The organism is Pseudomonas retamae (assembly GCF_043496865.1).
Taxonomy (GTDB): domain Bacteria; phylum Pseudomonadota; class Gammaproteobacteria; order Pseudomonadales; family Pseudomonadaceae; genus Aquipseudomonas; species Aquipseudomonas retamae.
In genome coordinates this window covers 513,549-540,439 of sequence record NZ_JBIEIL010000001.1, presented here as the reverse complement: position 1 = coordinate 540,439, position 26,891 = coordinate 513,549, and the positions used below count along the sequence as shown (strand labels likewise).

At 58.2% G+C, this 26,891-nt stretch carries 31 protein-coding genes and 3 tRNA genes; 17 read left to right on the top strand and 17 right to left on the bottom strand.

Going from position 1 to position 26,891, the window contains the following annotated elements:
• The first annotated feature begins 1 nt into the window (after position 1).
• The 8 genes from ACGSLL_RS02260 to ACGSLL_RS02225 all read left to right on the top strand — a co-directional run bounded on the left by ACGSLL_RS02260 (position 2) and on the right by ACGSLL_RS02225 (position 4,664).
• A complete protein-coding gene (locus ACGSLL_RS02260) occupies positions 2–445 on the top strand; it encodes a GNAT family N-acetyltransferase (RefSeq protein ID WP_394503080.1) in 444 nt (147 codons plus the stop codon).
• Positions 446–572: 127 nt separating this feature from the next.
• On the top strand, positions 573–1,214 hold the full coding sequence (gacA, locus tag ACGSLL_RS02255) for a response regulator transcription factor GacA (protein ID WP_016984198.1): 642 nt from the start codon (positions 573–575) through the stop codon (positions 1,212–1,214).
• A gap of 1 nt (position 1,215) precedes the next feature.
• Positions 1,216–3,039 (top strand): excinuclease ABC subunit UvrC, encoded by a 1,824-nt coding sequence (gene uvrC, locus ACGSLL_RS02250; protein ID WP_090283252.1) that lies wholly within the window; start codon positions 1,216–1,218, stop codon positions 3,037–3,039.
• 32 nt (positions 3,040–3,071) lie between these two features.
• The gene (gene pgsA / locus ACGSLL_RS02245; RefSeq protein ID WP_016984200.1) at positions 3,072–3,632 is read left to right on the top strand and encodes a CDP-diacylglycerol--glycerol-3-phosphate 3-phosphatidyltransferase; all 561 of its coding nucleotides are present in this window, start codon (positions 3,072–3,074) and stop codon (positions 3,630–3,632) included.
• Between the two features lie 60 nt (positions 3,633–3,692).
• Positions 3,693–3,768 (top strand) — tRNA-Gly (locus ACGSLL_RS02240).
• Positions 3,769–3,813: 45 nt separating this feature from the next.
• Positions 3,814–3,887: transfer RNA gene (locus ACGSLL_RS02235), tRNA-Cys, on the top strand.
• Positions 3,888–4,082: 195 nt separating this feature from the next.
• Positions 4,083–4,169: transfer RNA gene (locus ACGSLL_RS02230), tRNA-Leu, on the top strand.
• Positions 4,170–4,199: 30 nt separating this feature from the next.
• Positions 4,200–4,664, top strand: a complete 465-nt coding sequence (locus ACGSLL_RS02225; protein ID WP_394502735.1) for a hypothetical protein — start codon at positions 4,200–4,202, stop codon at positions 4,662–4,664.
• On the opposite strand, the gene ACGSLL_RS02220 is transcribed toward ACGSLL_RS02225, so the two are convergent.
• From ACGSLL_RS02220 to ACGSLL_RS02185, 8 genes are all read right to left on the bottom strand, one after another.
• The gene (locus ACGSLL_RS02220; protein WP_394502733.1) at positions 4,657–4,887 is read right to left on the bottom strand and encodes a hypothetical protein; all 231 of its coding nucleotides are present in this window, start codon (positions 4,885–4,887) and stop codon (positions 4,657–4,659) included. The two genes, ACGSLL_RS02225 and ACGSLL_RS02220, sit on opposite strands and share 8 nt — an antisense overlap.
• Before the next feature lie 116 nt (positions 4,888–5,003).
• Positions 5,004–5,234 (bottom strand): hypothetical protein, encoded by a 231-nt coding sequence (locus ACGSLL_RS02215; RefSeq protein WP_394502731.1) that lies wholly within the window; start codon positions 5,232–5,234, stop codon positions 5,004–5,006.
• 102 nt (positions 5,235–5,336) lie between these two features.
• Positions 5,337–6,377, bottom strand: a complete 1,041-nt coding sequence (locus tag ACGSLL_RS02210) for a DNA topoisomerase IB (protein WP_394502729.1) — start codon at positions 6,375–6,377, stop codon at positions 5,337–5,339.
• Between the two features lie 70 nt (positions 6,378–6,447).
• A complete protein-coding gene (gene modC / locus ACGSLL_RS02205) occupies positions 6,448–7,527 on the bottom strand; it encodes a molybdenum ABC transporter ATP-binding protein (protein ID WP_394502727.1) in 1,080 nt (359 codons plus the stop codon).
• 3 nt (positions 7,528–7,530) lie between these two features.
• Complete coding sequence (gene modB / locus ACGSLL_RS02200) at positions 7,531–8,211, bottom strand: molybdate ABC transporter permease subunit (RefSeq protein ID WP_394502725.1); 681 nt, start codon at positions 8,209–8,211, stop codon at positions 7,531–7,533.
• Positions 8,212–8,979, bottom strand: coding sequence for a molybdate ABC transporter substrate-binding protein (gene modA, locus ACGSLL_RS02195; RefSeq protein WP_394502722.1), 768 nt, complete (start codon positions 8,977–8,979; stop codon positions 8,212–8,214).
• A gap of 130 nt (positions 8,980–9,109) precedes the next feature.
• On the bottom strand, positions 9,110–10,174 hold the full coding sequence (locus tag ACGSLL_RS02190) for an NAD(P)H-dependent flavin oxidoreductase (RefSeq protein WP_394502720.1): 1,065 nt from the start codon (positions 10,172–10,174) through the stop codon (positions 9,110–9,112).
• 108 nt (positions 10,175–10,282) lie between these two features.
• Entirely contained in the window at positions 10,283–12,715 is a 2,433-nt protein-coding gene (locus ACGSLL_RS02185) for an autotransporter (protein ID WP_394502718.1), read from the bottom strand.
• 187 nt (positions 12,716–12,902) lie between these two features.
• Between ACGSLL_RS02185 and acuI the strand changes: the two genes are divergently transcribed.
• The gene (gene acuI / locus ACGSLL_RS02180; protein WP_394502716.1) at positions 12,903–13,886 is read left to right on the top strand and encodes an acrylyl-CoA reductase (NADPH); all 984 of its coding nucleotides are present in this window, start codon (positions 12,903–12,905) and stop codon (positions 13,884–13,886) included.
• Positions 13,887–13,905: 19 nt separating this feature from the next.
• Here acuI and ada read toward each other — a convergent pair whose 3' ends face one another.
• The 4 genes from ada to ACGSLL_RS02160 all read right to left on the bottom strand — a co-directional run bounded on the left by ada (position 13,906) and on the right by ACGSLL_RS02160 (position 16,225).
• A complete protein-coding gene (gene ada, locus ACGSLL_RS02175) occupies positions 13,906–14,973 on the bottom strand; it encodes a bifunctional DNA-binding transcriptional regulator/O6-methylguanine-DNA methyltransferase Ada (RefSeq protein WP_394502714.1) in 1,068 nt (355 codons plus the stop codon).
• A 79-nt stretch (positions 14,974–15,052) separates the two neighbouring features.
• Positions 15,053–15,715 carry a DNA oxidative demethylase AlkB gene (alkB, locus tag ACGSLL_RS02170; RefSeq protein WP_394502712.1) on the bottom strand — a complete coding sequence of 221 codons (663 nt, stop codon included), beginning with the start codon at positions 15,713–15,715 and terminating at the stop codon, positions 15,053–15,055.
• An 8-nt stretch (positions 15,716–15,723) separates the two neighbouring features.
• A complete protein-coding gene (locus ACGSLL_RS02165) occupies positions 15,724–15,894 on the bottom strand; it encodes a hypothetical protein (protein WP_394502711.1) in 171 nt (56 codons plus the stop codon).
• 28 nt (positions 15,895–15,922) lie between these two features.
• On the bottom strand, positions 15,923–16,225 hold the full coding sequence (locus tag ACGSLL_RS02160) for a DUF1883 domain-containing protein (protein ID WP_007912251.1): 303 nt from the start codon (positions 16,223–16,225) through the stop codon (positions 15,923–15,925).
• A 210-nt stretch (positions 16,226–16,435) separates the two neighbouring features.
• On the opposite strand from ACGSLL_RS02160, the gene ACGSLL_RS02155 reads away from it, so the two are divergent.
• The gene (locus tag ACGSLL_RS02155; protein ID WP_090283264.1) at positions 16,436–16,792 is read left to right on the top strand and encodes a hypothetical protein; all 357 of its coding nucleotides are present in this window, start codon (positions 16,436–16,438) and stop codon (positions 16,790–16,792) included.
• Between the two features lie 71 nt (positions 16,793–16,863).
• Positions 16,864–17,094 carry a hypothetical protein gene (locus ACGSLL_RS02150; protein WP_039762740.1) on the top strand — a complete coding sequence of 77 codons (231 nt, stop codon included), beginning with the start codon at positions 16,864–16,866 and terminating at the stop codon, positions 17,092–17,094.
• 3 nt (positions 17,095–17,097) lie between these two features.
• On the opposite strand, the gene ACGSLL_RS02145 is transcribed toward ACGSLL_RS02150, so the two are convergent.
• Together ACGSLL_RS02145 and ACGSLL_RS02140 are read right to left on the bottom strand one after the other, a co-directional pair.
• Entirely contained in the window at positions 17,098–17,385 is a 288-nt protein-coding gene (locus ACGSLL_RS02145) for a hypothetical protein (RefSeq protein ID WP_394502707.1), read from the bottom strand.
• 135 nt (positions 17,386–17,520) lie between these two features.
• Entirely contained in the window at positions 17,521–17,706 is a 186-nt protein-coding gene (locus ACGSLL_RS02140) for a hypothetical protein (protein WP_008082671.1), read from the bottom strand.
• A gap of 256 nt (positions 17,707–17,962) precedes the next feature.
• On the opposite strand from ACGSLL_RS02140, the gene galU reads away from it, so the two are divergent.
• Positions 17,963–18,802, top strand: coding sequence for a UTP--glucose-1-phosphate uridylyltransferase GalU (galU, locus tag ACGSLL_RS02135; RefSeq protein WP_394502704.1), 840 nt, complete (start codon positions 17,963–17,965; stop codon positions 18,800–18,802).
• Between the two features lie 128 nt (positions 18,803–18,930).
• Positions 18,931–20,289: a glutathione-disulfide reductase gene (gene gorA, locus ACGSLL_RS02130; RefSeq protein ID WP_394502702.1), complete on the top strand. Its 1,359-nt coding sequence runs from the start codon at positions 18,931–18,933 to the stop codon at positions 20,287–20,289.
• Here gorA and ACGSLL_RS02125 read toward each other — a convergent pair.
• On the bottom strand, positions 20,286–21,293 hold the full coding sequence (locus ACGSLL_RS02125; protein WP_394502700.1) for a DNA-binding protein: 1,008 nt from the start codon (positions 21,291–21,293) through the stop codon (positions 20,286–20,288). The genes gorA and ACGSLL_RS02125 overlap by 4 nt on opposite strands.
• A 177-nt stretch (positions 21,294–21,470) precedes the next feature.
• Between ACGSLL_RS02125 and ACGSLL_RS02120 the strand changes: the two genes are divergently transcribed.
• The 3 genes from ACGSLL_RS02120 to ahpF all read left to right on the top strand — a co-directional run bounded on the left by ACGSLL_RS02120 (position 21,471) and on the right by ahpF (position 24,796).
• Positions 21,471–22,409 (top strand): site-specific integrase, encoded by a 939-nt coding sequence (locus ACGSLL_RS02120; RefSeq protein ID WP_394502698.1) that lies wholly within the window; start codon positions 21,471–21,473, stop codon positions 22,407–22,409.
• A 137-nt stretch (positions 22,410–22,546) separates the two neighbouring features.
• Positions 22,547–23,110, top strand: coding sequence for an alkyl hydroperoxide reductase subunit C (gene ahpC / locus ACGSLL_RS02115; protein ID WP_016774916.1), 564 nt, complete (start codon positions 22,547–22,549; stop codon positions 23,108–23,110).
• 123 nt (positions 23,111–23,233) lie between these two features.
• Positions 23,234–24,796, top strand: a complete 1,563-nt coding sequence (gene ahpF / locus ACGSLL_RS02110; protein WP_394502694.1) for an alkyl hydroperoxide reductase subunit F — start codon at positions 23,234–23,236, stop codon at positions 24,794–24,796.
• A 177-nt stretch (positions 24,797–24,973) separates the two neighbouring features.
• Here ahpF and gloA read toward each other — a convergent pair whose 3' ends face one another.
• Complete coding sequence (gloA, locus tag ACGSLL_RS02105; RefSeq protein ID WP_394502692.1) at positions 24,974–25,495, bottom strand: lactoylglutathione lyase; 522 nt, start codon at positions 25,493–25,495, stop codon at positions 24,974–24,976.
• 138 nt (positions 25,496–25,633) lie between these two features.
• On the opposite strand from gloA, the gene ACGSLL_RS02100 reads away from it, so the two are divergent.
• Positions 25,634–26,158 (top strand): DUF4946 domain-containing protein, encoded by a 525-nt coding sequence (locus tag ACGSLL_RS02100; protein WP_394502689.1) that lies wholly within the window; start codon positions 25,634–25,636, stop codon positions 26,156–26,158.
• Positions 26,159–26,374: 216 nt separating this feature from the next.
• On the opposite strand, the gene ACGSLL_RS02095 is transcribed toward ACGSLL_RS02100, so the two are convergent.
• The gene (locus tag ACGSLL_RS02095; RefSeq protein ID WP_394502687.1) at positions 26,375–26,740 is read right to left on the bottom strand and encodes a histone-like nucleoid-structuring protein, MvaT/MvaU family; all 366 of its coding nucleotides are present in this window, start codon (positions 26,738–26,740) and stop codon (positions 26,375–26,377) included.
• Positions 26,741–26,891: the final 151 nt, after the last annotated feature.

The window sequence follows — 26,891 nt, the reverse complement described above, 5'->3', positions numbered from 1 at the left end:
GATGAGCTTTGAATTACGTCTCGCCACCACCGATGATTTGACATTCGCCCGCGAATTGACCTGCCGCAACATGTTGCCTTACTACATAGAGCATGAACTGCCATGGCGGGACGATGTATTTGATATCGCGTGGTCGGAACGGCAGAACTGGCTGATAGTGCGCGGAGAAGTTTCTGTCGGGCACATCAGCTTGAGCCGGGATATGAGCGCGCTCTATATTCGCGAATTACAGGTCGATGAAGCGTTTCAGCGCCAAGGCGTCGGTTCCTGGGCAATTGATCAGGTTATCAACATGGCCAGGGGAGAGCGGCGGCGGGCTATCCGGTTGACCGTCTTTGAGAACAACCCAGCGAGAAACCTGTACGAAAGAAAAGACCTACAGGTTAAGGGAAAGGACGAGTGTTTTCTGCGAATGCAGCTTGATATCGGCACACCTGTGCTCTGAAACCCGCAGCCGGCAAGCCCTCAATGATGTATTGAAACTTTTTTAATGCTGCTTTCCGCTAGGTCTGTGTGGCGCTTTTTGCTAAGGTGTCCGGCATCCCAATATGACCATATCGCGAGGTGTCTGCTTGATTAGGGTGCTAGTGGTCGATGACCATGATCTCGTTCGTACGGGCATTACCCGCATGCTGGCCGACATCGACGGCTTGCAGGTGGTCGGCCAGGCCGAGTCCGGGGAAGAGTCCCTGATCAAGGCTCGAGAGTTGAAGCCCGATGTGGTGCTCATGGACGTCAAGATGCCCGGCATCGGTGGCCTTGAAGCCACGCGCAAACTCCTGCGCAGTCACCCGGATATCAAAGTCGTCGCTGTGACGGTGTGTGAAGAGGATCCTTTTCCTACGCGTTTGCTGCAGGCCGGCGCTGCAGGATATCTGACCAAGGGCGCCGGATTGCCGGAAATGGTTCAGGCCATTCGCCTGGTATTCGCCGGTCAGCGCTACATCAGTCCGCAAATCGCTCAGCAACTGGCGATCAAGTCATTCCAGCCGTCCAACGATTCGCCCTTCGATGCGCTGTCCGAGCGGGAGATCCAGATCGCATTGATGATTGTCGGGTGTCAAAAAGTGCAGATCATTTCCGACAAGCTGTGCTTGTCGCCGAAAACCGTGAATACCTACCGCTACCGTATTTTCGAGAAGCTTTCGATCAGCAGCGACGTCGAGTTGACGCTGTTGGCGGTGCGTCACGGCATGGTTGATGCCAGCCTCTGATATGACTGAAACATTCGATTCCAGTGCATTCCTGTCGACCGTCAGCGGACGCCCAGGCGTCTATCGCATGTTCGACAGTGATGCGCGACTGTTATACGTCGGCAAAGCCAAGAACCTGAAGAAACGCCTGGCCAGCTACTTTCGCAAAACCGGCCTGGCGCCTAAGACGGCAGCACTGGTCGGACGCATTGCGCAGGTCGAGACGACCATCACGGCGAACGAGACCGAAGCGCTGTTGCTTGAACAAACGCTGATCAAGGAATGGCGTCCGCCGTACAACATTCTGTTGCGCGACGACAAATCCTACCCCTACGTGTTTCTCTCCGATGGTCAGTTCCCGCGCCTGAGCATTCATCGCGGAGCGAAAAAAGCCAAGGGCAAGTATTTCGGTCCCTATCCGAGTGCCGGGGCCATCCGAGAAAGCCTGAGCCTTCTGCAAAAAACCTTTTTCGTTCGTCAGTGTGAAGACAGCTACTACAAGAACCGTGCGCGTCCGTGCCTGCAATATCAGATCAAGCGTTGCAAGGCGCCTTGTGTGGGGCTGGTCGAGCCAGAGGTGTATGCGGAGGACGTGCGCCACTCGGTGATGTTTCTTGAAGGTCGCAGTCACGCCTTGACCAATGAGCTATCGACGGCAATGGAAGAGGCGGCGATCAATCTGGAGTTCGAGCGAGCCGCCGAACTGCGCGATCAGATCGCACTGCTGAGGCGGGTTCAGGACCAGCAAAGCATGGAGGGCGGCACGGGCGATATCGATGTCATTGCGGCTTTCGTCAACCCCGGTGGCGCCTGCGTGCATCTGATCAGCGTCCGCGGCGGGCGCGTGCTGGGCAGCAAGAATTTCTTCCCGCAAGTGGGCATCGAAGAAGACGTTTCGGAAGTCATGGCGGCGTTTCTGGGCCAATACTTCATCAGCAGTCCCGAGCGCGATTTGCCGAGTGAACTGATCGTCAACGTGGTGCATGAAGACTTTCCGGCGCTGATCGAGGCCATTCATGAGCTGCGCGGCCGCGAGTTGGCGATCAGTCATCGGGTTCGCGGTACGCGTGCACGCTGGCAGCAACTGGCTGTCACCAATGCTGAGCAGGCGTTGGGAGCGCGTCTGGCCAACCGTCAGCACACCGCAGCGCGTTTCGAGGCGTTGGCCGAAGTGCTGAATCTGGATGAGCCGCCGCAGCGTCTGGAATGCTACGACATCAGCCATTCCAGCGGTGAAGCAACGGTGGCTTCCTGCGTGGTGTTCGGCCCTGAAGGCGCAATCAAGTCGGACTACCGGCGCTACAACATCGAAGGCGTCACGGCCGGTGACGATTACGCCGCCATGCACCAGGCACTGACGCGGCGCTTCAGTAGACTCAAGGAAGGCGAGGGCAAGCTACCGGACATCCTTTTGGTGGACGGTGGCAAGGGCCAGCTATCGATGGCGCGCGATGTGCTCAATGAACTGGCTGTGCCGGATCTGATCCTGCTCGGCGTTGCGAAGGGCGCAACCCGCAAGGCCGGCTTCGAAACGTTGTATCTGAATGATGCAGCGCATGAGTTCACCTTGCGCGGTGACTCGCCAGCGCTGCATCTTATTCAGCAGATTCGCGACGAGGCACACCGCTTTGCAATTACCGGTCACCGCGCGCGCCGTGGCAAAACCCGCCGTACGTCTACGCTTGAGGGCGTCGCCGGCGTTGGTCCGACCCGCCGTCGTGACCTGTTGAAACATTTTGGTGGATTGCAGGAGCTGTCTCGTGCAAGCATCGAAGAGATCGCCAAAGCCCCGGGGATCAGTAAAAAGCTCGCAGAGTCGATTTATGCGAACCTGCATAGCGAGTAGAATGCCCCCTCACCTCGTAGCCAGTTGTGCCGATGAATATCCCTAATCTGATTACCGTTCTACGCGTCCTGCTCATTCCGATCTTCATTTTGCTGTTCTATCTGCCTTATCAGTGGAGTTACATGGCCTCTGCCTCGGTGTTTGCCTTCGCGGCAGCGACCGACTGGCTGGACGGTTATCTGGCCCGTCGCCTGGAGCAGAGCACGCCGTTCGGCGCGTTTCTCGATCCGGTAGCCGACAAACTCATGGTTGCCGTGGCGCTGGTGCTGCTGGTACAGGAACATGGCAATCTCTGGCTTACGTTGCCGGCAGCAGTGATCATCGGTCGCGAAATTGTCGTTTCGGCATTGCGTGAGTGGATGGCCGAACTCGGCGCCCGTGCTCATGTGGCCGTTTCCAATCTGGGTAAATGGAAAACCGCTGCACAGATGCTCGCATTGGTGATCCTGTTGGCCAATCCCAAGGACTTCAGCTTCTGGGTCGTATTGGGTTACGCCTTGCTGATGGTCTCTGCGGGCCTGACGTTATGGTCGATGGTTCAATACCTTCGCGCCGCCTGGCCGCATCTGAAGACTGATGTGGAAAAGAAATAAAAGTTTTTTGAATCAAGGGGTTGACGGACCTTCTTAATTCTATAGAATGCGCATCACCAAGCGGGAATAGCTCAGTTGGTAGAGCACGACCTTGCCAAGGTCGGGGTCGCGAGTTCGAGTCTCGTTTCCCGCTCCAAGTTTTACGTATTTGTTGTTGTGCTACTGACAGCAAATGCTTTGAGGCCGAGTAGCAAAATGGTTATGCAGTGGATTGCAAATCCACCTACGCCGGTTCGATTCCGACCTCGGCCTCCACTTTAAACAAGCTCCGTAGATCCATGATTTACGGAGCTTTTTTATTTGCACCGCGCTGCAAGATTCAGTCTTGAAATACAGCCGTTGCAAACTTGCTTCAGCGGGAAGTGATGTATATATTTCCCGCACTGCTTCAGGCGCTGCATCCTGCCAGGATTGTTAGCATGAAGCAGGGCACAGCAGCACCGCGCTACCGCCCGAATGGCGAAACTGGTAGACGCATGGGACTTAAAATCCCCCGCTCGTAAGGGCGTGCCGGTTCGATTCCGGCTTCGGGCACCATGAATATGAAGGGCTTGCATGAGGTATCTCATGCAAGCCCTTTTTTTGCTTATCGGTTATCAGATTGAGCGCGAATTCATCTCTTTGGTGAGTCGAGTGGACTTTATCCTGCGCCTGCGTATCCAGCTCGCGAGCGCATGCAGCGGATGCAGAACCGCCGCAAGCACGCCCGCAACCAGAACTGAAAAAAGCGTAATCAGCGCAATGCTTTCGTGCGAGAACATGGTGGGTAACTCCTGTAGTCACTATGTTGGATCCCGCAGGCTAGACGCTTTCGTTGGTACTTGCGGTGAACGTATGTTCATCTTTGCCTGGCTGGATTGTGCTACGGGAATAACGCGTGGGGCTGGTTGGGAAGTTAAAAGCGATGTCCACCGGCAGGTGGCCGATCAGGAAGGGAAAAAAATCCTCGCACGCAAGCAAGCTGGCGGTGACTGCGGCGTCACCGCTCGTACAGCAAACCCCATGTCCGCTTGCTCAATCGCGGTCATCTGAAGCGAGGCAAGGGTCGATCGACAGGTTTCAACGTCGATAGCGTGTTGCGAATCAGCGGAGCGTCCTTTTCGATGTCGTTGAGCCGGTCGCGGATGCGCAGGGCGGTGGGATGGCCGCCTTGGTGATCGACCCAGTCGGCAATTTCCTTGCAGGCGGCGGCGAGCCGGGCCTGGCGAGCGTCGAGCAGGGTGAGGAGGGTGGTGATGGACTCTTTTTCGGACATGGAACACCTCCGTTCTATGTAGCTGAATGGCAGCAAAAAGCCCGCGTTGGCGAGCCTCATGCCGTGGGGCGCTGCTCCCTCAGCTGGTTTCAGTATAGACCCGCTTTTGATCGATATCAGGCGCAGGGCTGGCGGGGAACTGACGGGGCACTGACAGCGTTAAGCCGACTACATTCGTTTTGGGCGTCGTGCTCTTTGTCGTAGCCATCGCCGATGAAGCCGCCAGTGCGCGTGTCGCGGATTCGAAACCAGCTCTGCGCTTGAGCGGGTGGTTGTTGGCTATCGCCGGCGCGGCGGCCGTGAATGATGATCTTGTTGCAACGCTGCACGACGAAAACGTCTTCCATGGCGCCACCGCAACTGATTCGTGTCATACAACTATAGAAGCCTGTGGCGATTGCGCAAAAAATAGACAATTCAATGTGTCGGCTGCCGGTTCAAGCCAGGCCTCAACAACTGGCGTCCGCCATCTCAATCATCTGTTCAAGAAACATCGCCAGCGCCACTTCTTCGGCCCGCAGGCCCTTGCGTACGCGCGGTTTCGGCAGTTCGGCAAGGGCGCCGAGCATGAATTTTTCAACGACGCCGGGGTGGATGTAGCACTTGCGGCACACCGCCGGGGTATTGCCCAACTGTTTGGCGACGCTTTTCACCATATCCACTACGTGCCGTTTTGCCTCGGCCTCGGATTCCCATTGCAGTTCACGCAATGTCGACAGCGCCAAAGCGCTACCAGCCCAGGTGCGGTAATCCTTGGCGGTGAAATCAGCGCCGGTGAGCGTTTTCAGGTAGGCGTTGACGTCTGACGAGGTGACGGAGTGGCGCTGGCCATTTTCGTCCAGATACTGAAACAGGTTTTGCCCGGGAATCTCCAGGCAGCGCTTGATGATGCGCGCCAGGCGCCGATCCTTGACGGTGATCTGGTGTTCAATGCCGCTCTTGCCGCGAAACTGGAAGAGGATTGCACTGCCGTTGACCTCGACGTGACGGCTGCGCAGGGTGGTCAGCCCGTAAGAACGGTTGTCGCGGGCATATTGCGTGTTGCCGACCCGAATCAGCGTAGCGTCGAGCAAAGTGATGACGGTGGCCATGACCTTGTCGCGGCTGAAGCCGGGCGCCGCCAGCAGCGCTTCGAGTTGCTTGCGCAGCTTTGGCAGTGCCAGACCGAAATCGCGCAGCCGCGAATACTTGTCGGCGTCGCGCACCTCACGCCAGCGCGCATGGTATCGATACTGCTTGCGACCGCGCGCATCGCGGCCGGTGGCTTGCAGATGACCGCACGGGTCCGGGCAGATCCAGACATCGGTGTAGGCCGGCGGCACCGCGAGAGCGTTGATCCGTTTGATTTCATCCGGATCAGTGATGCGCTGGCCCGAGGGCTCGAAGTAGCAGAACTTGCCGCGCAGTTTCTTGCGAGTGATACCGGGCTGGGAGTCATCGACGTAATGCAGGTCGGATGGCAGTGCAGCAGTCAGCTCGGTGTCGGGCATGGCAAGGTCCTTGGGTGGCAGCGGTCAGTAAAATCATTGACCGCACGCCGTTGCCGTCGTGCCAAATGATTCAGGCAAGCACCGCGACCGCTTTGATCTGCGCCCACAACCGCTGACCCGGCTGCACGTTCAATTGGTCTCTGGAGTAACGGGTGATGCGTGCAAGCAGCGGCGTGCCGCCCGCATCAAGACGAATCAGCACGTGAGCGGCGTTGTCGGCTGCTTGCTCGCCTACCACCGTGACGGGCAATCGATTGAGAATGCTGCTGGCTTCGCTGTCATGCAGCGCCAGGCTGATGTCCCGCGCATGCACCTTGCAGCGCAGAGCCTGGCCGAGCGCCATGGGTGCATGCGTGACGCGAATGCTCATTTCGGTGGCCGGCAGTTGCAGACTCAGCAATTGATATTGCACATCGTAAGCGCTGACCTGGCCTTCGATAATCACCCCGGCGTCATCGCCCATTGCCAGCGGCAAATCCAGCCGTGCGAGGGTTTCGCCTATCGGGCCGCTGGCCAACACCTTGCCTTCGCTGAGCAACACCAGGTGATCGGCCAGCCGCACCACTTCGTCCTGGGCATGGCTGACGTACAGCACCGGAATGTCCAATTCGTCATGCAGGCGCTGCAAGTAAGGCACGATTTCGTTTTTGCGCTGGCTGTCGAGAGCGGCCAGCGGTTCGTCCATCAGCAGCAATTTCGGACTGGTGAGCAACGCGCGGGCGATGCCGACACGCTGTCGCTCACCGCCGGACAAATGCTCTGGGTGGCGTTCCAGCAGATGCGCGATGCCCAGCAGTTCGGTGGCTTGCGTTATCTCGACCTGACGCTGCGATTTGGCAATACGTTTGAGGCCGAACTGCAGATTGGCCATGACCGACAGATGCGCGAACAGGCTCGCTTCCTGGAATACATAGCCGATTGCTCGCTTGTGCGGCGGGACGAAAATGCCATTGTCGCTGTCCTGCCAGACCTCGCCGTTAACCTCAACAAAGCCTTGCCCGGCGCGTTCGAGTCCGGCGATACAACGCAGGCAGGAGGTCTTGCCGGAGCCGGAAGGTCCGTAAAGTGCAGTCACGCCGCGGCCCGGCAAGTGCAGGTCGACGTCGAGGCTGAACCCCGGCCAGACGGTTTTCAAACGAGCATCGATCATTACTCAGCTCCAGCCCGCTCGGGTCTTGCGGCTGGAGTACAGCGCCAGCAATACCAGGAACGAAAATATCAGCATTGCCCCCGCCAGCCAGTGGGCCTGGGCGTATTCGAGGGCTTCGACGTGGTCGTAGATCTGCACGGAAACCACACGTGTCTTGTCGGGGATGTTGCCGCCGATCATCAGCACTACGCCGAACTCACCGACGGTATGCGCAAAGCCCAAGATCGCTGCGGTGATAAAACCGGGTCGAGCCAAAGGCATCGTCACGCTGAAAAACGTGTCCCAGGGACCGGCGCGAAGGGTAGCGGCGACTTCGAGTGGACGTTGGCCAATGGCCGAAAAGGCGTTCTGCAGAGGTTGCACCACGAACGGCATGGAATAAATCACTGAACCGATCACCAGTCCCGTGAAGCTGAAAGTCAGCGTGCCCAGGCCCAGCCATTGGGTGAATTGGCCGAGAAAACCGTTCGGACCCATCATCAGCAACAGATAAAAGCCAATCACGGTGGGCGGCAGCACCAGAGGCAGGGCGACGATTGCCCCGATCGGGCCACGCAACCAGGAGCGGGTGCGCGACAACCACAGGGCAATCGGTGTGCCGATCACCAACAGGATCGCCGTGGTGACGGACGCCAGTTTCAGGGTCAGCCAGATCGCTGCGAAATCTGCACTCGTCAGCGCCATTTAGAGTTGGTAACCGTAGGACTTGATCACCGCAGCGGCTTTCGGGCCTTTGAGGTATTCGACCAGTGCCTGGGCGGCGGGATTGTCTTTGCCTTTGTTCAGAATCACCGCGTCCTGTTTGATCGGATCGTGCATGTCGGCAGGCACGACCCATGCCGAACCGCTGCTGACTTTCCCGTCCTTGTAGATCTGCGACAGGGCGACAAAACCCAGTTCGGCATTGCCGGTCGAGACAAATTGATAAGCCTGGGTGATGTTTTGTCCCTCAACCAGTTTGGCTTGGGTGGCTTCGGTCAGTTTCAGTTTTGCCAGTACCTGAGTCGCCGCAAGGCCATAGGGCGCCGCTTTCGGATTGGCAATGGACAGATGCTGGTACTGGTTTTTCTGCAGAACATCGCCTTTTCCATCGACGTAACCTTCTTTAGCCGACCACAGCGCCAGAGTGCCTACAGCATAAGTGAAGCGGGAGCCCTTGACGGTGTCGCCTTCGTTTTCGAGTTTTTCTGGGGTGGTGTCGTCAGCGGAGAGGAACACTTCGAACGGCGCGCCGTTCTTGATTTGCGTATAGAACTGGCCGGTGGCGCCGTAGGCTGCAACCAGTTTATGGCCGGTGTCTTTTTCGAAGTCGGCGGCGATGGCCTGGATCGGCGCGGTGAAATTCGCGGCCACGGCCACCTGGACCTCATCAGCCAAAGCACCACTGCTGGCGAACACTGCGATGAGAGACGCCAGGCAGGCGGGGGCAAAACGTGAGGCACGAATGGTCATGTAACAGCTCCGTTGTTGGCTCGTACGCTCGCAGCACTTTTATTGAGAGCTGCCGCGCGGCGACTGTGAGTTCGCTATATACGGAAATATATAGCGAAATCGAGCCAAACAGGAAATGTTCTGTATCTCGTCAAGGACGCTTGAGTTTAGCCAGTGCGCCTTCAGCCAACTGTCGGGTCAGTTCAGCACTGTCCATGTCCTTGCCGAGTGTGAACGCCTGACCGGCCCAGAGGTTGGCAAACTGTTCTTCTTTCGCCGCGCGCAAAGGCATCAGTGCTCCGCCAGCCAAGGGAAACGCCGGTGCTTGAGCCGACATCGGGCCGAGTTCGCGCATTACCCGATTGAGAATCCCGCGCGCCGGCCGGCCGGTAAAAAGATTAGTGATCGCGGTTTCGCTTTCCTTGGCGGTGTGCAATGCCTTGTGATGACTGGCGCTGATTTTTGCTTCGGGGGTAAACAGGTAAGCGGTGCCGACCTGTACGGCCGAGGCGCCAAGCATGAGTGCCGCCGCCACGCCGCGCGCATCGGCAATCGCGCCTGCGGCGATCACCGGGACTGTTACCGCATCGACCACCTGTGGCACCAAGGCAAACGTGCCGACCTGACTGCTCAAGTCATCGCTTAGAAACATGCCACGATGACCGCCAGCCTCATAGCCCATGGCGATGATCGCATCGCAACCGTGCTGTTCCAGCCAGACAGCTTCATCGACCGTAGTGGCCGATGAAAGGATTTTTGCCCCGGTAGCCTTGACCCGCTCCAGCAGAGATTTTTCTGGCAGGCCGAAATGGAAACTCACCACCTCGGGCCGGAACTCTTCCAGCACTTCGCAAGCTGCCGCATCGAACGGCGCGCGATTGGACACCGGCGTCGGTGCGTCAAAGTCTATGCCCAGTTCGCGGTAGTACGGCTCCAGCAGGTTTTTCCATTCGCGTGCGCGTTGCTCATCGGCCACCGGCGGCTGATGACAGAAAAAATTGACGTTGAATGGCTTGCTCGTGTGCTGGCGAATGGTTTTGAGCTCTTGGCGCAATTGCTCGATGCTCAGCATCGCCGCCGGCATCGATCCCAATCCACCAGCGTTGCACACGGCGATCACCATCGACGAATTCGTCGCGCCGGCCATCGGACCTTGAATGATAGGTAATTCAATGCCGAGCAAATCGATGATGCGAGTGTCTGGCCATTGGCTCATGGGGGAATTTCTCCGAACGAGGAAGCGGGCAGGGACGGCAAAAGCGGTTTGTAACAGCAAAAGCGCGTTTCGAGCCAGTTCGAAATTGAGAACAACCCGTGCAGTTTTTCAGCGCCGATGGAGCCCGCCACCGCCACCGCCAAATGAGCGATTCATCACACGCGATGAGTTGTGAAAATTGTTGGTCCGCTGGTTGCCGAAGTTACGCGCAGCGGAATCCCGGTCGAGGTTCTGTAATTGTGCATTGTTGTGGGTCGCAGGACGTGTCGTGCCGCCCCGGTTCACCGGTTGCCAGCCACCGTCGGTCTTTTTGTAGACGTTGCCGTCGCGCCCCGCATAGACGTTGTCGCCGACGTGCGCGGCCCCGCCATTGCGGCCGCGTACACCACCATATTGTGTGGTGTTGCCGGTGTTGGGGTTGTACACCGCACCGCGATTGGCGGTGACTTGCGTACCATTGCGCGCATTGCCGGCAGTGACCCGTTGGCCAGCAATGGCGCCGCCGTTCGGCCCGACCGCGACACCGCTGCGCCCGGCGGCGTAGTTGCCGGTATAGACGTTGTGTACGGCGCCTCTTTGTCCGGCGGCGGCGACCCCGGTGCGGGAGTTGTAGGAAGCGCCCACCTGACCAGCCCAGCGATTGCCCGTCCACGCGTTATAGCCGGCACCATACCGGCTGACCGTGGCCCGGTCGCCCCATTGATGGTAAATGTTGCCAGTGGTGCCGGCCCAGCCTCCCGGCCCCCACGCTATGGCACTGCCGCGATACCCATACGCCGCGCCGGCCCACGCCAGTGGTGCGGGATACAGATGGGGTCCCCAGGCGTAGCCCCAACCGTAATTGCCCCACCATGGATAGGCGCCCCAGCCCCAACCCATAGCGACGGTACTGCCGCCCCAGCTCCAGCCGAATCCAAAGCCGAAGGTCCAGCCGGTCCACGGCGTATAACGGATCGCAACACCGAAACCGTAGGTCACCGGCGGGCCGTACCAGACGTTGCCGACCCACGGCGTATACGGATAACCGGTGCCATAAACCACCACGCCCGTGGCGGGATCGACATTCGAGCCCTGATAGCCCGGTGTGTAACCAACCACCACCGTATCGCCACTGGATTCGTAGACTTTGACGTAGGTGAGGTAATGCATCGGTGAACTCGGCGGTATCGAGTAGATCACCGCCGGCACCGAGCTGGCGACGACCCAAGGCCCGTTGACCGTGGCCGCGCTGAACCAGATGCCGTTTTCCACCGCGTACCAGTTGTCGTTATCGATGCGAATGATTGGTGTGGCGCTGTTAACGACATACTGCAGCGCAGTGTTGTTGATAGCTTTGAGCTGCGGTTCGCCGTCGAACTGTGGCGCGGTCATTTTCACTGCGCTTTTCTTGATTGCCGAGGTCTGTGGAATGGTGGCGGCAATAGCGGCCTCTTGAGCTTGCGGCGTACCTGCTACTGAGCCTTTGACGTTTTCTTTCGGACTGTCATCGGGGATGTTGGCGAAGTCTGCCGGCAATTTGTCTGCCGGGGTAAATGTCCACGGGCCGTGCATGTCGGTCGCGCGAAACCAGCGTCCAGAGATCAGCACGTAACTGTTCTGGTCGCCGATTTCCTTGAAGATGTGCCCGGTGGTATTGCTGACATACAACAGGCCGGTGCCTTGTATCGGCGTCCACTGTGCGGCGCCGTCAGTGACCAGCAATTCGGTGGGTGCCGTCGCGACGAAAATTTTCGGCTGCGGCGGTTTGGCCAGGCTCGGAATCTTGTCTTTGGGGTCGCTCTGCCCGGTCAGCAGATCCACTTGCCGGGTTTTGATCGCGGCGTGTTTGGCAGCTTCCAGTTCTGCCATTGGCTGGGCGAGGCGTGTATAGGCGCCGCCAATTTGCCCGGCGACCATCCAGCCATCGAAGACGTGCAGGTAATGTTTGCCCTGCGCGTCCTTCAATAGCAACGGGCGGGTGTTGATCACCCGTTGCAGCGAAGTACCCTCAACCGGTCGATAAGCCGGGTCGCCGTCGATATAGACGAGCAGGGCGGGAACATCGGATGTGATGATGTCTGGAGGCGAATTTTCCAGCGGTGCGCTTTCGACCTTCTGCTCGGCCGACAGCACGCCGACAGCCGCTTCGAGCTGATCCAGCGAGATGGTTTTCTTGCGGTTCGCGGCGTCTTTTTGCAGCACGGCAATCCAGGTGTCGGCCTGGATGGCATCGGCGGGGAAATCGGCCTTGATGATTTTGTACTGATCGAGCGCGACCCAGCGTGTGGCCTTGTCGACCAGCGTGTGTGCGCTGAACTGGACGATGCCGTAAGTCGATTTGCCATCGGCCGCCGTGGCCTCGACGGCTGCGCGAGCGTTCAGCGTATAGCCGTCCCAGCTGTCGAGTTGCGGCTGATACACCGTCAGTTTCGCTTTGCCACTGCTGATTACCTGCGGCCATGTCGGCTCGCTCGTGGCGTCGGTGGCAGGTGCCGCCCAGGCATTCCCGAGTGCGGACAGGCAAAGCAGCAACAACACGAAAAACCAGCGCGGATAAGGCATTGTCAGCTCCATCGACAGACCGCTTTCTTGAGAAACAGCAGCGAACCCGCCACCGTCGAAAAAGCATAGTCGCCCGCCATGGAAACACCCGGCAGATTTGCCGTCTGGCCCATGGTCGAATGTGGCAATGTGTTTCGATGTGTTATTCCAGAACACGAACTTCAAAAAACAGTCATGCGAGGCAGTCATGTTCAACGCCATTGTGATCGATAAAGACGACAGCGGTTACCGCGCCAATCTGCAGCAGCTCGACGAAGCGCAATTGCCGGAAGGTGACGTTACGGTAGCTGTCGCCTACAGCACGCTGAACTTCAAGGATGGTCTGGCAATTACCGGCAGCAGCCCTGTCGTGCGCAAGTTTCCGATGGTGCCGGGGATCGATCTGGCCGGCACCGTGGAACACAGCTCCCATGCGGATTACAAGGCCGGTGATCAGGTGCTGCTCAATGGCTGGGGTGTCGGTGAAAGTCACTGGGGTGGTCTGGCGCAGAAAGCGCGGCTGAATGGCGACTGGTTGATTCCATTACCCACGGCTTTTACAGCGGCGCAGGCCATGGCGATTGGAACGGCCGGTTACACCGCGATGCTGTGCATTCTGGCGCTCGAACGCAATGGTGTGACGCCAGCCCAGGGTGAGGTGCTGGTCACCGGCGCCAATGGCGGCGTCGGCAGCTTCGCCATCGCGCTGCTGAGCAAACTTGGTTATCGGGTTGTGGCGTCCACCGGACGCGTGTCCGAGCATGAATATCTGCAGCAATTGGGCGCCAGTGAAATCATCGACCGCGCGACGCTGTCCGAAGCGGGCAAGCCGTTGGCCAAGGAGCGCTGGGCAGCGGTCATCGATTCAGTGGGCAGTCACACCTTGGCCAATGCCTGCGCCAGCACTCGCTCGGAGGGTACCGTCGCTGCCTGCGGACTGGCGCAAGGCATGGATTTCCCGGCATCCGTGGCGCCGTTTATTTTGCGCGGCGTGACCCTTGCCGGCATCAACAGCGTGACCCAGCCGAAAGCGCGACGGGTGCAAGCATGGGAGCGGCTGGCCAAGGATCTGGATTTCTCGCTGCTGAGCTTGATCAGTCGTGAGATCGGCCTGAGTGAAGCCATCGACGCGGCACCGCAGCTGCTGGCCGGGCAACTGCGCGGACGTGTTGTGGTTGATGTCAATCGCTGACATTACCGAGAGCCAGGCGCTAAGGCTGCGTTTCCCGCTCCAGCAACTGCCGCTTGCGCTCAACACCCCAGCGATAGCCTGAAAGGTTGCCATCGCTGCGGACCACGCGGTGGCACGGGATCGCCACCGCCAGGCGGTTGGCCCCACAAGCCTGGGCCACCGCGCGCATCGACGTCGGCGCACCGATGCGTTGAGCGATTTGCGCGTAACTGGCCGTTTGCCCCGGCGGGATTTCCCGCAGCGCTTGCCATACGCGCTCCTGAAAAGCCGTGCCGCGCACGTCAAGCGGTAGGTCCAGGCCCATGGCTGGCGCTTCGACAAACCCGACGACTCTGGCGATCAGTTGCTCGAACCCGGCATCCGCGCCGATCAGGTTGGCCTGGCGAAACTGATCCTGCAGGTCGCACACCAGTTGATGCGGATCATCCCCCAAAAGAATTGCGCAAACCCCCCGTTCGCTTTGCGCGACCAGAATCGCGCCAAGCGAACACTGGCCGACGGCGAAGCGAATATCGTTGTTCTTCCCCGCGGCGCGGTAATCGCCGGGTTTCATCCCGAGTAATTGGTCGGCTGACTCATAAAAGCGGCTATTGGAATTGAATCCTGCGTCGTACAGCGCCTCTGTTACCGAGCCACCGTTTGCCAGGTGCTGACGCAGTTTGCGCGCGCGATGAGCCGCGGCGTAACCCTTGGGCGTCAATCCCGTCGCGGCTTTAAATATGCGATGGAAATGAAATGGACTCAGGCCTGCGGTCCGCGCCAGTTCGCTGAGCCCCGGCAATGTCTCGGCAGCTTCGATATTCCGGCAGGCGATGGCGACAGTCGCTGCGTGCTGGGCGGCAACATCACTCTGATCCTTGCCAGCGCGTTTGCTGGCTCGGTAGCCTGCGGCCTCGGCCTGCTCGGCCGTATCGAAAAACTCGACGTTGTGCGGTTTCGGCAGGCGCGAAAGGCTGCTTGGCCGGCAATAGACACCTGTGGTTTTTACCGCATAGACGAATTGCCCGTCCGCTTTCGAGTCGCGGGCCACCACAGCGGCCCAGCGCGGATCGGTTTCGATGCTGATGGTGTTGGCGAGCGTGTCCATGGGGGTAATCCGTTGACCTGTTTGATTCAGGTTAACTGGTGTCGATTGCCTCGACACTCCGGGCCTTGCGGTCAAACTTTCAGGCGCTGCCGGCGACGCGAAAGGTCAGGTTGATGCGTCGTTCGCCCAAGCGCGGATGATAGCCCGGCTTGATCGGCAACACGCCGTGGAAACGCAAGCGATCAACGCCGCCCCAGATCACCATGTCGCCATGCAGCAGCGGGATTCGCTGGCACTTGTCACTGCGTTCGAAGCCGCCGAACAGAAACATCGCCGGTAAACCCAGCGACAACGAAACGATCGGCGCGGCGTAGGCCTTTTCGTCCTTGTCCTGATGCAATGACATTTTCGCGCCCGGGACATATTGGTTGATCAGGCAGGAATCGGCGGCAAAGTCAGTGAACCCCGCTTGCGTTGCTGCGGTGCGCGCCAGTTCGGCGAATACCGAGGGTAACGCAGGCCAGGTCAAGCCGCTCAGCGGATCGACGCTTGAATAGCGATAACCCTTGCGATCGGTGATCCAGCCCAGGCCGCCGCAGCTGCTGGTGCCGACCGACATGCTGAAGCCGCCGGGTGTGATCATGTGCCGAAGCGGGGCGGCAGCGAGAACACTGTCCAGCGCCGATAGCAGTTGATCAACCTCTGGCAAGGCAAACCCGCGCAACACCCACGCCTGCTCGCCGATCTGCTCGGCTCGGGCCTGCTGGATGGGTTCGTGATCAGCGAAGAGGTCGGGCTGCATGATATCGATTACAGCGCTTTGCTGACCTTGATGTCACTGACCGTTTCGTCTGTGTGCATTTTTTTCAGCGCCGCTTCTGCTTCCTCTTCAGTGCCGCGTTCAAGCTCAGCGAACTCGAAACGTTGCTCCCCGTCGAGCTTGTACTTGATGACGTATTTGGTCTTCTGCGCCACGGTCATGTTTCCTTTTCTGAATAAGGTGCGCGTCTCAGCTCAGTTTAGTGCTGGAGCGACGGATGATCTTGATCGAGTGCGTCAGCGTCGGCTTGCGCGTCACGCTGATCGCGCGGCGGTTGACCGTATCGATAGTGATGTTCCAGAAGCCGGTGCTCGGCGCGGTGATGCGGGCCGGGAACGTATCGAAGGCGCCGCCATGATAAGTGTGGCGGCCGCCATTTTTGAAGCTGCGGAAGTTGGCGTCGTTCATCAAACGAATGTTGCACATTTGCGAGCACTGGATGACGACGATGTCGTCTTCGTTGAGGTGTTCGCGCTGATGGATGAATTTCATGGGCGCCTCCAGAAGGGCTTTTGCTACAAAATCAAAACGATAGCTTGTCGATGAGCGCAGTTTATCAGCCCGCACGGGTTATTATCTGGCCGTCGGGCATCGGTTTGACAATTTTGAACAGATATTCGCAATCGGATGCGGGTTAAATGCAAAAGGCGTCGGAGAAAAACAGCGTTTGTGCTGTCGGACGGTCTTTAACGGAGGTTTTGTATGAAGTGGGGTGTGGTGTGTCTGCCGTTGATATTGGCTGTCGGTGGTTGTGCGAACGTTTCCGAGATCAATGAAACGTTGCCGACCATGAGCGTAATCTCCGGCAAGAAGCCCCAGGAATATGCCGAATGCCTTGCCGAAAAGCTGGCCGACAGCCGCGGCGCGCTGCAAGTGCAGCCGCACAAGGAAGGCGTGCGAGTGATCGTGCCGGGCAAACTGTCCACCGGTCCGGCGGCGGTCTTCGATATCGAAGACCGCTCTGGCGGCAGCAGCATCAAATTGCACGAGCGCATGTCGAATGTGCCAGTGCGTCCGCATGATGTGCAAAAAGCCGCCAACGCCTGTATTTCCGGCTGATAGACTTGTCGTCGTCAGCACCGATGCCGTCGCAGTGATGCTGTGACGGCATTGTCATTTCTGGAGTCGCGATGAAGCGAGAGCACGTTCGGGAGCGCCATGCAGAGGGCCTTATCTCTGCGACCCATGTCATCCAGAACCCGGCCAATCCGGGCGAATGGATCGTGTTTTTCAAGAAAAGCGCCGGCCGCAGTTATTTTCTGGTCGACGATAACGACGAAGTCGAATCGTTCAGCCGTCTCGACGATTTGATCGAGGTTGTCCGCGGGCTCGGGATCAAATTCGCCGAGATTCACATGTAGTGGTTATTTGCATACCACGATGACACTGCGGTTTTTGTAGTTGCCGACGTCTACGCCCAGGGTCTTGTCATCTTCCGTGGGGGCGGGCGTGCCGTCCGTGCCAACGATGCGATAACCGGTGCCGGCACACGACGCATCGGCCTTTTCGTAACACATCGCCCAGGAATTGGCTTCGCCGGAGCAATCGATCGCCAGGCCTTGTTCGCCGTTGTTCAGATAGGCGGGGCGTGAGGTGGCACAGCCGGCCAGGGTCAATACTGCGAGGAGAGACAGCAAGTTTTTCAGGGTCATGTTCAGGTCTTCACGAGAGGGGCTAGTCGCTCTGACAGCGCCGCGTTGAAAAGGTTATAGCGATTGGCCACTTCTTTGCACGCAGGCATGAAAAAGCCCTGCTCGATGGCAGGGCTTGGGGCGTGGCTCGGCCGATCAGTCCTGATCCTTGCCGCGGCGCTTGGCCGACGCTGGCGTGTCGGTGAATACTGACGCCACGTCGGTAGCCATTTGCTCGCTGTCGAAAGGCCCGGCGATGTGCTCGCCATTGGTGGTGGTCAGCGTCCACTTGCCGTCTTTCTTGTCGATCACATACCCGTTGACGATTTTTACCGCAGCCATCTATCTGTCTCGTTCGCTGGTTCAAAGTCGCCATGATACCGGCAAATGCGCACTTTGGGGGCTGATCAGGGTATGGTGATCCGGCTTGTCCGGTTCTTGAGCTACGCTGAGTACGCTGCTGAAAAACCGGATGGAACTATCGGCAAGAATATTTCTCTATCTTGGCATCGGTTAGCCAGTGCGGGGCATTGTAAGGTGCACGCCGCCTGATTAGACTGCGCCGAAACTCGTACACACAGCCTTTTCAAGGACTTATATGATCAAGAAATGCTTGTTCCCAGCAGCCGGTTACGGTACTCGCTTCCTGCCAGCGACTAAAGCCATGCCTAAAGAAATGCTGCCGGTGGTAAACAAGCCACTGATCCAGTACGGCGTTGAAGAAGCGCTGGACGCTGGTCTGACGGAAATCTCCATCGTGACCGGCCGTGGCAAACGTGCTCTGGAAGACCACTTCGACATCAGCTACGAGCTGGAAAACCAGATCAAAGGCACCGACAAAGAGAAATACCTGGTCGGTATCCGCAAGCTGCTCGACGAGTGTTCCTTCTCCTATACCCGTCAGACTGAAATGAAAGGTCTGGGCCACGCGATCCTCACCGGTCGCCCACTGATCGGTGACGAACCGTTCGCCGTGGTGCTGGCGGATGACCTGTGCGTCAACATCGAAGGCGACGGCGTGCTGACCCAGATGGTCAAGCTGTACAAGCAGTTCCGCTGCTCGATCATTGCGATCCAGGAAGTCGACCCGCAGGAAACCAGCAAGTACGGCGTCATCGCCGGCGAAATGATCCGCGACGACATCTACCGCGTACACAGCATGGTCGAGAAGCCAAAGCCGGAAGACGCGCCGTCGAACCTGGCGATCATCGGTCGCTACATCCTGACGCCGGACATCTTCGATCTGATCGAACAGACCGAGCCAGGCAAGGGTGGCGAAATCCAGATCACCGACGCCCTGATGAAGCAAGCCCAGAACGGCTGCGTGATGGCCTACAAGTTCAAAGGCAAGCGTTTCGACTGCGGTGGCGCCGAAGGCTACATCGAAGCGACCAACTTCTGCTTCGAGAACTTCTACAAGACGGGCAAGGCTTACTAAGAGCGCTTGACCGGTCTGCAGGAAAAACCCGCTTCGGCGGGTTTTTTCGTTTTGTGCCCCCATATCATCCGCAATGCTTGCCCAATCAGCGCCTGCGGGTATGCTGAGCGCCTGCCCAGGAGATAGAAATGGCCTACGATTTTGATCTGTATGTGATTGGTGCCGGTTCCGGCGGTGTGCGCGCAGCGCGGTTTGCGGCGGGTTTCGGCGCGAAAGTGGCGGTGGCCGAGAGCCGTTATCTGGGCGGCACCTGCGTCAACGTTGGCTGTGTGCCAAAAAAGCTGTTGGTGTATGGCGCGCACTTCGCCGAAGACTTCGAGCAGGCATCGGGTTTCGGCTGGAACCTGGGCGAAGCGAATTTCGACTGGGCGACGCTGATTGCCAACAAGGATCGCGAGATCAATCGCCTCAACGGCATATATCGCAATCTGCTGGTCAATAGCGGCGTGACGCTGCACGAAGCGCACGCAAAAATCATCGGCCCACATGAGGTCGAGGTGAACGGCGAGCGCTTCACTGCGAAAAACATTCTGATCGCGACCGGCGGCTGGCCGCAGATTCCGGAGATTCCCGGTAGCGAACACGCTATCGGCTCCAACGAGGCATTCTTCCTCAAAGAGGTGCCAAAGCGCGTGCTCGTGGTCGGCGGCGGTTACATCGCGGTCGAGTTCGCGGGGATTTTCCATGGCCTGGGCGCGGATACCACGCTGTTGTATCGCGGCGATCTGTTCCTGCGCGGTTTCGATGGTGCGGTGCGCAAGCACTTGCACGAAGAATTGACCAAGCGCGGCATGGACTTGCAATTCAATGCCGACATCGCGCGGATCGACAAGCAGGCTGACGGCAGTCTGAACGCCACCCTCAAGGATGGTCGCGTTCTGGAGTCCGACTGCGTGTTCTACGCCACAGGTCGTCGTCCGATGCTGGATAATCTGGGCCTGGAAAACACCGGTGTGCAGCTGGACGACAAAGGTTTCATCAAGGTCGACGACGAGTATCAAACCACTGAGCCGTCGATTCTGGCACTGGGCGATGTGATCGGTCGTGTGCAACTGACGCCGGTGGCGCTGGCCGAAGGCATGGCCGTGGCGCGGCGTCTGTTCAAGCCGGAGCATTACCGTCCAGTGGACTACAAGATGATTCCGACGGCGGTGTTCAGCCTGCCGAACATCGGCACGGTCGGCTTGACCGAAGAGCAGGCACGCGAAGCAGGCCATGAGGTGGTGATTTTCGAAAGCCGCTTCCGGCCCATGAAGCTGACGTTGACCGAGTGTCAAGAGAAGACCCTGATGAAGCTGGTCGTCGATGGCAAGACCGACAAGGTCCTCGGTTGCCACATGGTCGGCCCCGATGCCGGCGAAATCGTCCAGGGGCTGGCGATCGCGTTGAAGGCTGGCGCGACCAAACGTGACTTCGACGACACGATCGGGGTGCACCCGACGGCCGCCGAAGAGTTTGTCACCATGCGTACACCGGTCAGCGCTTAAGCGCCTTTCGGTTCTGGGGCTGCCGCAACGGCAGCCGCCAGACGCTGGCTTTCTTCCAGACTGGCCTGGGCCTTCGTCAATTCCTTTTCAAGTGATTGGTTGAGCTGCGTTTGCTCCTCGACGCTCTGCTTGAGTGCCTGGCTCTCCAGCGAGGCGACGCGCAGGCGTTCCTGGAGGAGGGTGCGTTCGCTGTCGACGCGAGTGGCTTGTTCGAGCAACTGATCCTGGCGCAGATTGCTCTGCTTGAGCTGATCCTGCAGCAGGCTCAGTTCGCGCTGGGTGCCACGGTTTTCGGTCAGCAAGCGTTCATTGTCGCGATGCAGTTGCGTGATCTCGTCCTGACGCATCAGCGCGCTTTGTTGTGCCTGACGCAGCTCGGCCTGAATCTGCTGCACCTGACCTTCGTGGCGGTTCTGTTCCTGCTCACGCTGTTCTTTGCTGGCGTTGCGGTAATGCTCCAGCGCATCGCGGGCGTGCAAGTGCTTTTCTTCCAGCGAGCGGATCTGCTCATCCTTGTCCTGCAGGCGCAATTCAAAGTCGGCCAAAGCCTGATTGAGACCGGCATTGCGCGTCTGTTCGGTTTGCAGCATCGAGCGCGTGCTGCTCAGTGATTCGGATTCGCGCTCCAGTGCAGCGCCTTGAATGTCGTGCTCGTGCTCGAGCTTTTCCAGTGCCTGACGCGTCTGCGCAAGCTCTGCTTCCAGTGCTTCCTGCTGCGCCTCGAACTGTTCGCGCGCCTGCTCGATGGGCTCCTGTGCCTGCTCTTTCAAACGTTGCGCGAGGCGAGAGACGAGGGCGGTCAGCTCATCATCGATCGGCTCAGCGGAGGCCTCAGCCGGTTGCGCGCCATCATCCAGCTCTTTCAGATAGCGGTGGATGGTGGTTTTCGAGCCGGTGTTGCCCATTTCGATGCGTACTGCGTCGATGCTCGGGTGTTCGCCGCGCGCCAGAATTGCGGTGCGCGCGATCTGCACCAGTGCTTTGGTAATGCCGCCACGGGCCATGTGAACTCCTACGGTTGCGTACTGTGGTACATGCCACTGATAACCGCAGTGTACCATGCCGAAATAAAAGTGAAATACATCGAAAATTACAGGCGGGATATTCTGGTATTACCCAATGTCACGCGGCAAAATGCTCGCCTGTCTCTTCAAATCAGTACGCCAGCGAGAAAACCGCCCATGAGCGATCTGGATCGCTATCTGCAAGCCGCCACCCGCGACAACACGCGCCGCAGCTATCGCGCGGCCATTGAGCATTTCGAAGTGAAGTGGGGCGGGTTCCTGCCTGCGACCGCTGACAGCGTTGCGCGTTATCTGGTCGCTCACGCTTCTGAGCTATCGATCAATACCTTGAAGCTGCGCTTGTCGGCGTTGGCGCAGTGGCATAACAGTCAGGGCTTCGCCGACCCGACCAAGGCGCCAGTGGTGCGCAAGGTTTTCAAGGGCATTCGCGCGTTGCATCCGGCCCAAGAGAAACAAGCCGAGCCGTTGCAGTTAGAGGATCTGCAGCGGGTCGTCGACTGGCTTGAGCAAGAGGCGCAAACCGCGCGCGAGCAAGAGGATCGGCCGGCACTGCTCAAGGCTTATCGCGACCGCGCGTTGATTCTGCTCGGGTTCTGGCGCGGTTTCCGTAGCGATGAATTGTGCCGCCTGCAGATCGAGCATGTGCAAGCGCACGCGGGTAAAGGCATCACCTTGTATCTGCCGCGCAGCAAGGGCGATCGGGAAAACCTCGGGCAGACCTATCAAGCTCCGGCACTGCTCAAGCTGTGTCCGGTGCAGGCCTATATCGACTGGATCACCGAGGCGGCGCTGGTGCGCGGGCCGGTATTTCGCAGCATCGATCGTTGGGGCAACCTGAACGAAGTGGGGCTGCACGCCAACAGCATCATCCCGTTGCTGCGCCAGGCATTGCAGCGCGCGGGGATCGCCGCCGAGGGTTACACCAGTCACTCGTTGCGACGCGGCTTTGCCACTTGGGCTCATCAAGCGGGTTGGGATCTGAAGTCGCTGATGAGTTACGTCGGCTGGAAGGACATGCAATCGGCGATGCGCTATGTTGAGGTCAGCCCATTCCAGGGAATGGCTCGGATTATGGATAAACCGGATCAACCGTAGAGATCGTTTTCTTCTATTAATACAGTCAGCTAATAGCGAAAACAAATCAGCAGCATCAGGTTTGCCAATGAGCCTTCCGTCGAGTGAGTGGGTAGGATTCACCCATCAACTTCATAACCCCTGACGGAGAGTCATCGATGCCTATCATCAACAGCCAAGTAAAACCGTTCAAAGCTACCGCATTCAAAAACGGCGACTTCGTTCAAGTCTCGGACGCTGACTTGAAAGGCAAGTGGTCCGTAGTGTTCTTCTACCCAGCCGACTTCACCTTCGTTTGCCCAACCGAGCTGGAAGACCTGGCCGACAACTACGCTGAGTTCAAGAAACTGGGCGTGGAAATCTACAGCGTTTCGACCGATACCCACTTTGCCCACGCTGCCTGGCACAACACTTCGCCAGCCATCGGCAAAATCGAATACACCATGATCGGCGACCCGACCCACGTCATCTCGCGCAACTTCGACGTGCTGATCGAAGAAGCTGGCCTGGCTGACCGTGGCACCTTCGTGATCAACCCTGAAGGCCAGATCAAAATCGTTGAACTGAACGATGGCGGCGTTGGCCGTGACGCTTCCGAGCTGCTGCGCAAGATCAAGGCTGCTCAGTACGTCGCTGCACACCCAGGCGAAGTTTGCCCAGCCAAGTGGAAAGAAGGCGAGGCCACTCTGGCTCCGTCCCTGGACCTGGTCGGCAAGATCTAAGTCTGTGACACGCAACGCAGGGCGGCACGCCGCACCTATCTAGTTAGCTGCACCGCCCAATAAAAATGCCCGGGCGAGATTCGCTCGGGCTTTTTTTCGCCTCAAATAAAGGAAATCGCCCGTATGTTGGACGCCAATCTTAAAGCCCAGTTGAAATCGTACCTGGAACGGGTCACCCAGCCGATCGAGATCGTTGCATCCCTCGACGACGGTGCGAAATCCCGTGAAATGCACGACCTGCTGAAAGACGTTGCCAGTCTTTCGAGCCAGATTACTTTGATCGACAACGGCGACGATGCACGCAAGCCATCGTTTTCGATCAACCGTCCGGGCGCCGACATCAGTCTGCGTTTCGCCGGTATCCCGATGGGCCACGAATTCACCTCACTGGTGCTGGCCCTGTTGCAAGTCGGCGGTCACCCGTCGAAAGCCAGCGTCGAAGTGATCGAGCAGATCCGCTCGCTCAAAGGCGAGTTCAGCTTCGAGACTTACTTCTCGCTGTCTTGCCAGAACTGCCCGGACGTGGTCCAGGCATTGAACCTGATGGCCGTGCTCAACCCGAACATCCGCCACGTCGCCATCGACGGCGCGCTGTTCCAGGACGAAGTCAACGATCGCAAGATCATGGCCGTGCCGAGCATCTACCTCAACGGCGAGAACTTCGGTCAGGGCCGCATGGGCCTGGAAGAGATCCTCGCCAAACTCGACACCGGCGCTATCGAGCGTCAGGCCGAGAAAATCAGTGCCAAAGACGCCTTTGACGTACTCGTCGTCGGCGGTGGCCCGGCCGGTGCTTCGGCAGCGATCTATGCGGCGCGTAAAGGCATTCGCACTGGCGTCGCGGCTGAGCGTTTCGGCGGTCAGGTGCTCGACACCATGGCCATCGAGAACTTCATTTCCGTACAGGAAACCGAGGGGCCGAAACTGGCGACCGCGCTGGAAGAACACGTCAAGCAATACGACGTCGATATCATGAACCTGCAGCGCGCGGACAAGCTGATCGCTGGCAAAAACGGCGAGCTGCACGAAATTCACTTCGCCAGTGGCGCGACGCTAAAAGCCAAGAGCGTGATTCTCGCCACCGGTGCGCGCTGGCGCGAAATGAACGTGCCGGGCGAGCAGGAATATCGCAACAAAGGCGTGGCGTACTGCCCGCACTGCGACGGTCCGCTGTTCAAAGGCAAGCGGGTCGCGGTGATCGGCGGCGGTAACTCCGGCGTTGAAGCGGCCATCGACCTGGCGGGTATCGTCTCGCACGTTACGTTGCTGGAGTTCGACGTACAACTGCGCGCCGACGCCGTGTTGCAGCGCAAACTGCACAGCCTGCCGAACGTCACCGTGATCACCAGTGCGCAAACCACTGAAGTCACCGGTAACGGCGAGAAAGTCAACGGTCTGCGCTACAAGGATCGTACGACTGACGAGTTGCGCACGGTCGAGCTGGAAGGCATCTTCGTGCAGATCGGTCTGTTGCCCAACACCGATTGGCTCAAAGGCACCATCGAGCTGTCGCCGCGTGGCGAGATTATTGTCGATAACCGTGGCGAGACTTCGATCCCTGGGATCTTCGCTGCCGGTGACGTGACCACCGTGCCGTACAAGCAGATCGTGATTGCGGTAGGTGAGGGCGCCAAGGCTTCGCTGAGTGCGTTCGATCATTTGATTCGCACGTCGGCTCCGGCTTGAGCGTTTTAAACCAGAAATGAAAAACCCGTGAGTGATCACGGGTTTTTTATTGCCTGCCACAAACTTGATGTGGGAGCGAGCCTGCTCGCGAAAGCGGTGTGTCATTCAATGATGATACTGGCTGACCTGACGTCTTCGCGAGCAGGCTCGCTCCCACAGGTGGATTCACGCAGTCTGTTACAACGGCGCAGGTTGGATGATTTCAACCCAGTAACCATCCGGATCTTTGATAAACGCCAGGCTCTTCATGCGGCCATCGGTCAAACGCTTCTGGAAATCGCAGCCCAGTTCTTCAAAGCGCGCGCATGCCGCAACGATGTCCGGTACGGAAATGCAGATGTGACCGAAACCACGCGGGTCGCTATTGCCGTTGTGATAGGCAAAGTCAGCATCGTTTTCGGTGCCGTGGTTGTGAGTCAATTCGAGAATCCCCGGAATCGACTTCATCCATTCAGTGCGAGCAGCCGCGTCAGCCGGGATTTGCGATTTGTCGACCAGTGCGAGGAAGTACAGGCTGAATTCGGCTTCCGGGAAGTCGCGCTTTTCGACCAGCGAAAAACCCAGTACACGGGTGTAGAAGTCCAGGGACTTGGTGATGTCTTTGACGCGCAGCATGGTGTGGTTGAAAACGAAGTTGCGGGTTGCGCTGTCCGGGGTGGCGGTGACGCCGGGGAATGTGTTGAGTTCGTGCAGGCTCATGGGCCCTCCAATGACTATGGGCGAGTGATGGGCGCAATGATACGCATGCCTGCCGGCATCGCCAAATGAAAGGGCAGACTTGCTCTGCGCCCGGGCGAGCCTCAGACTTTACCGCTCAATCTGTGAGTGCGTCCGGCGATGATCCGACTGTTCAAATCCCTGTGTGTGTTTTCTGCCTTGTCGTTCGTCGTGGTGTGCGCGTCCGCTTCCGCGGGCGAGCCGAGTATCACCTGGCCTGTCGGTTGGCAGGTTGAAGCGCTGCCGGCAGCAACTGCGCAGGTGTCTCGACAGCGGGCAGTCAAAATTGACGCTGACGGCAATCAGGTCATGGTGATGGAGCTGACCATGACCGAGGTCGAGAAAGACCACCAAGTCAATTTGCCGGGTGTGCTGCTGGAAATGCGCAAGTCGATTCAGAAGGACTTTTTTCAAAGCGGCTACCAAAGTGTCTGCAACAAAGTGCATGCAGCGATGCTGGGCAGTTTGTCCGCGCTGGAAACCACTTGTACGATCACCGAAAATGGACGGCATGTGCTGTCGCAAACCTTGGTCGCAGCAGTCGAGGCGAACAAGGCCTATGTACTTTCCTACGCGGGGCAGGCAGAGGTCTATAAGGCGAGTGCAGACGAAATATCGGCGGTGAGAAACAGCTTGAAACTTTAAGCCGCTGTTCTACGCCGGCCGGTTAGATATCGGAAGGGATTAAGACTAAAGTTTTAATCGTAGCGACGCTGGTAACATCAAGCAGCAAAATGTTTAGCCGTTGGCTCATAAACGTTACACAAAAGTCGCAACTTGTACGATGAAATTCATTTCATTTGTTAGATATTGTCAATAAAAAAGCCCCGCTTGAAGCAGGGCTTTTAGTCGATTGGCGAGTTAACCGCGCAACCAGGAATCAACGGTGGCAGCACCGTATTGTTCCTTCCAGGCTTTAAGGCCGCGGTGGTTGCCGCCCTTGGTTTCAATCAGTTCACCAGTGTGCGGATTCTGATACACCTTGACCACACGGGCACGGCGGGTTTTAGGCGCCGCAGTGGTCTGCAGGCCGGATTTTGCCGGGTTTGGATCGAGGATGGCGATGATGTCCTTCAGGCCTTTGCCGTAGGTTTTCATCAGCCCCTGGAGCTTTTCTTCGAATTCGATTTCTTTCTTGAGCCCGGCGTCGTTCTTCAGCGATTCGAGCTGCTTGAGCTGTTCCTGAAGGGCCTTTTCAGCTGCACGAAATTCAGCGAGTCTGGACAATATCTTTACTCCAATAGTGTGTTTGGCTGATACCAACCGCAAACAAAGCTATAAGCCAAGAGCCGTGAAGCGACTCGGTGATAAATGGCTCACCTGCGAATTTTGCTCAGGTTGAAAAAATTGTAGTAGTTAATGCGCCAAGAGTAAATCC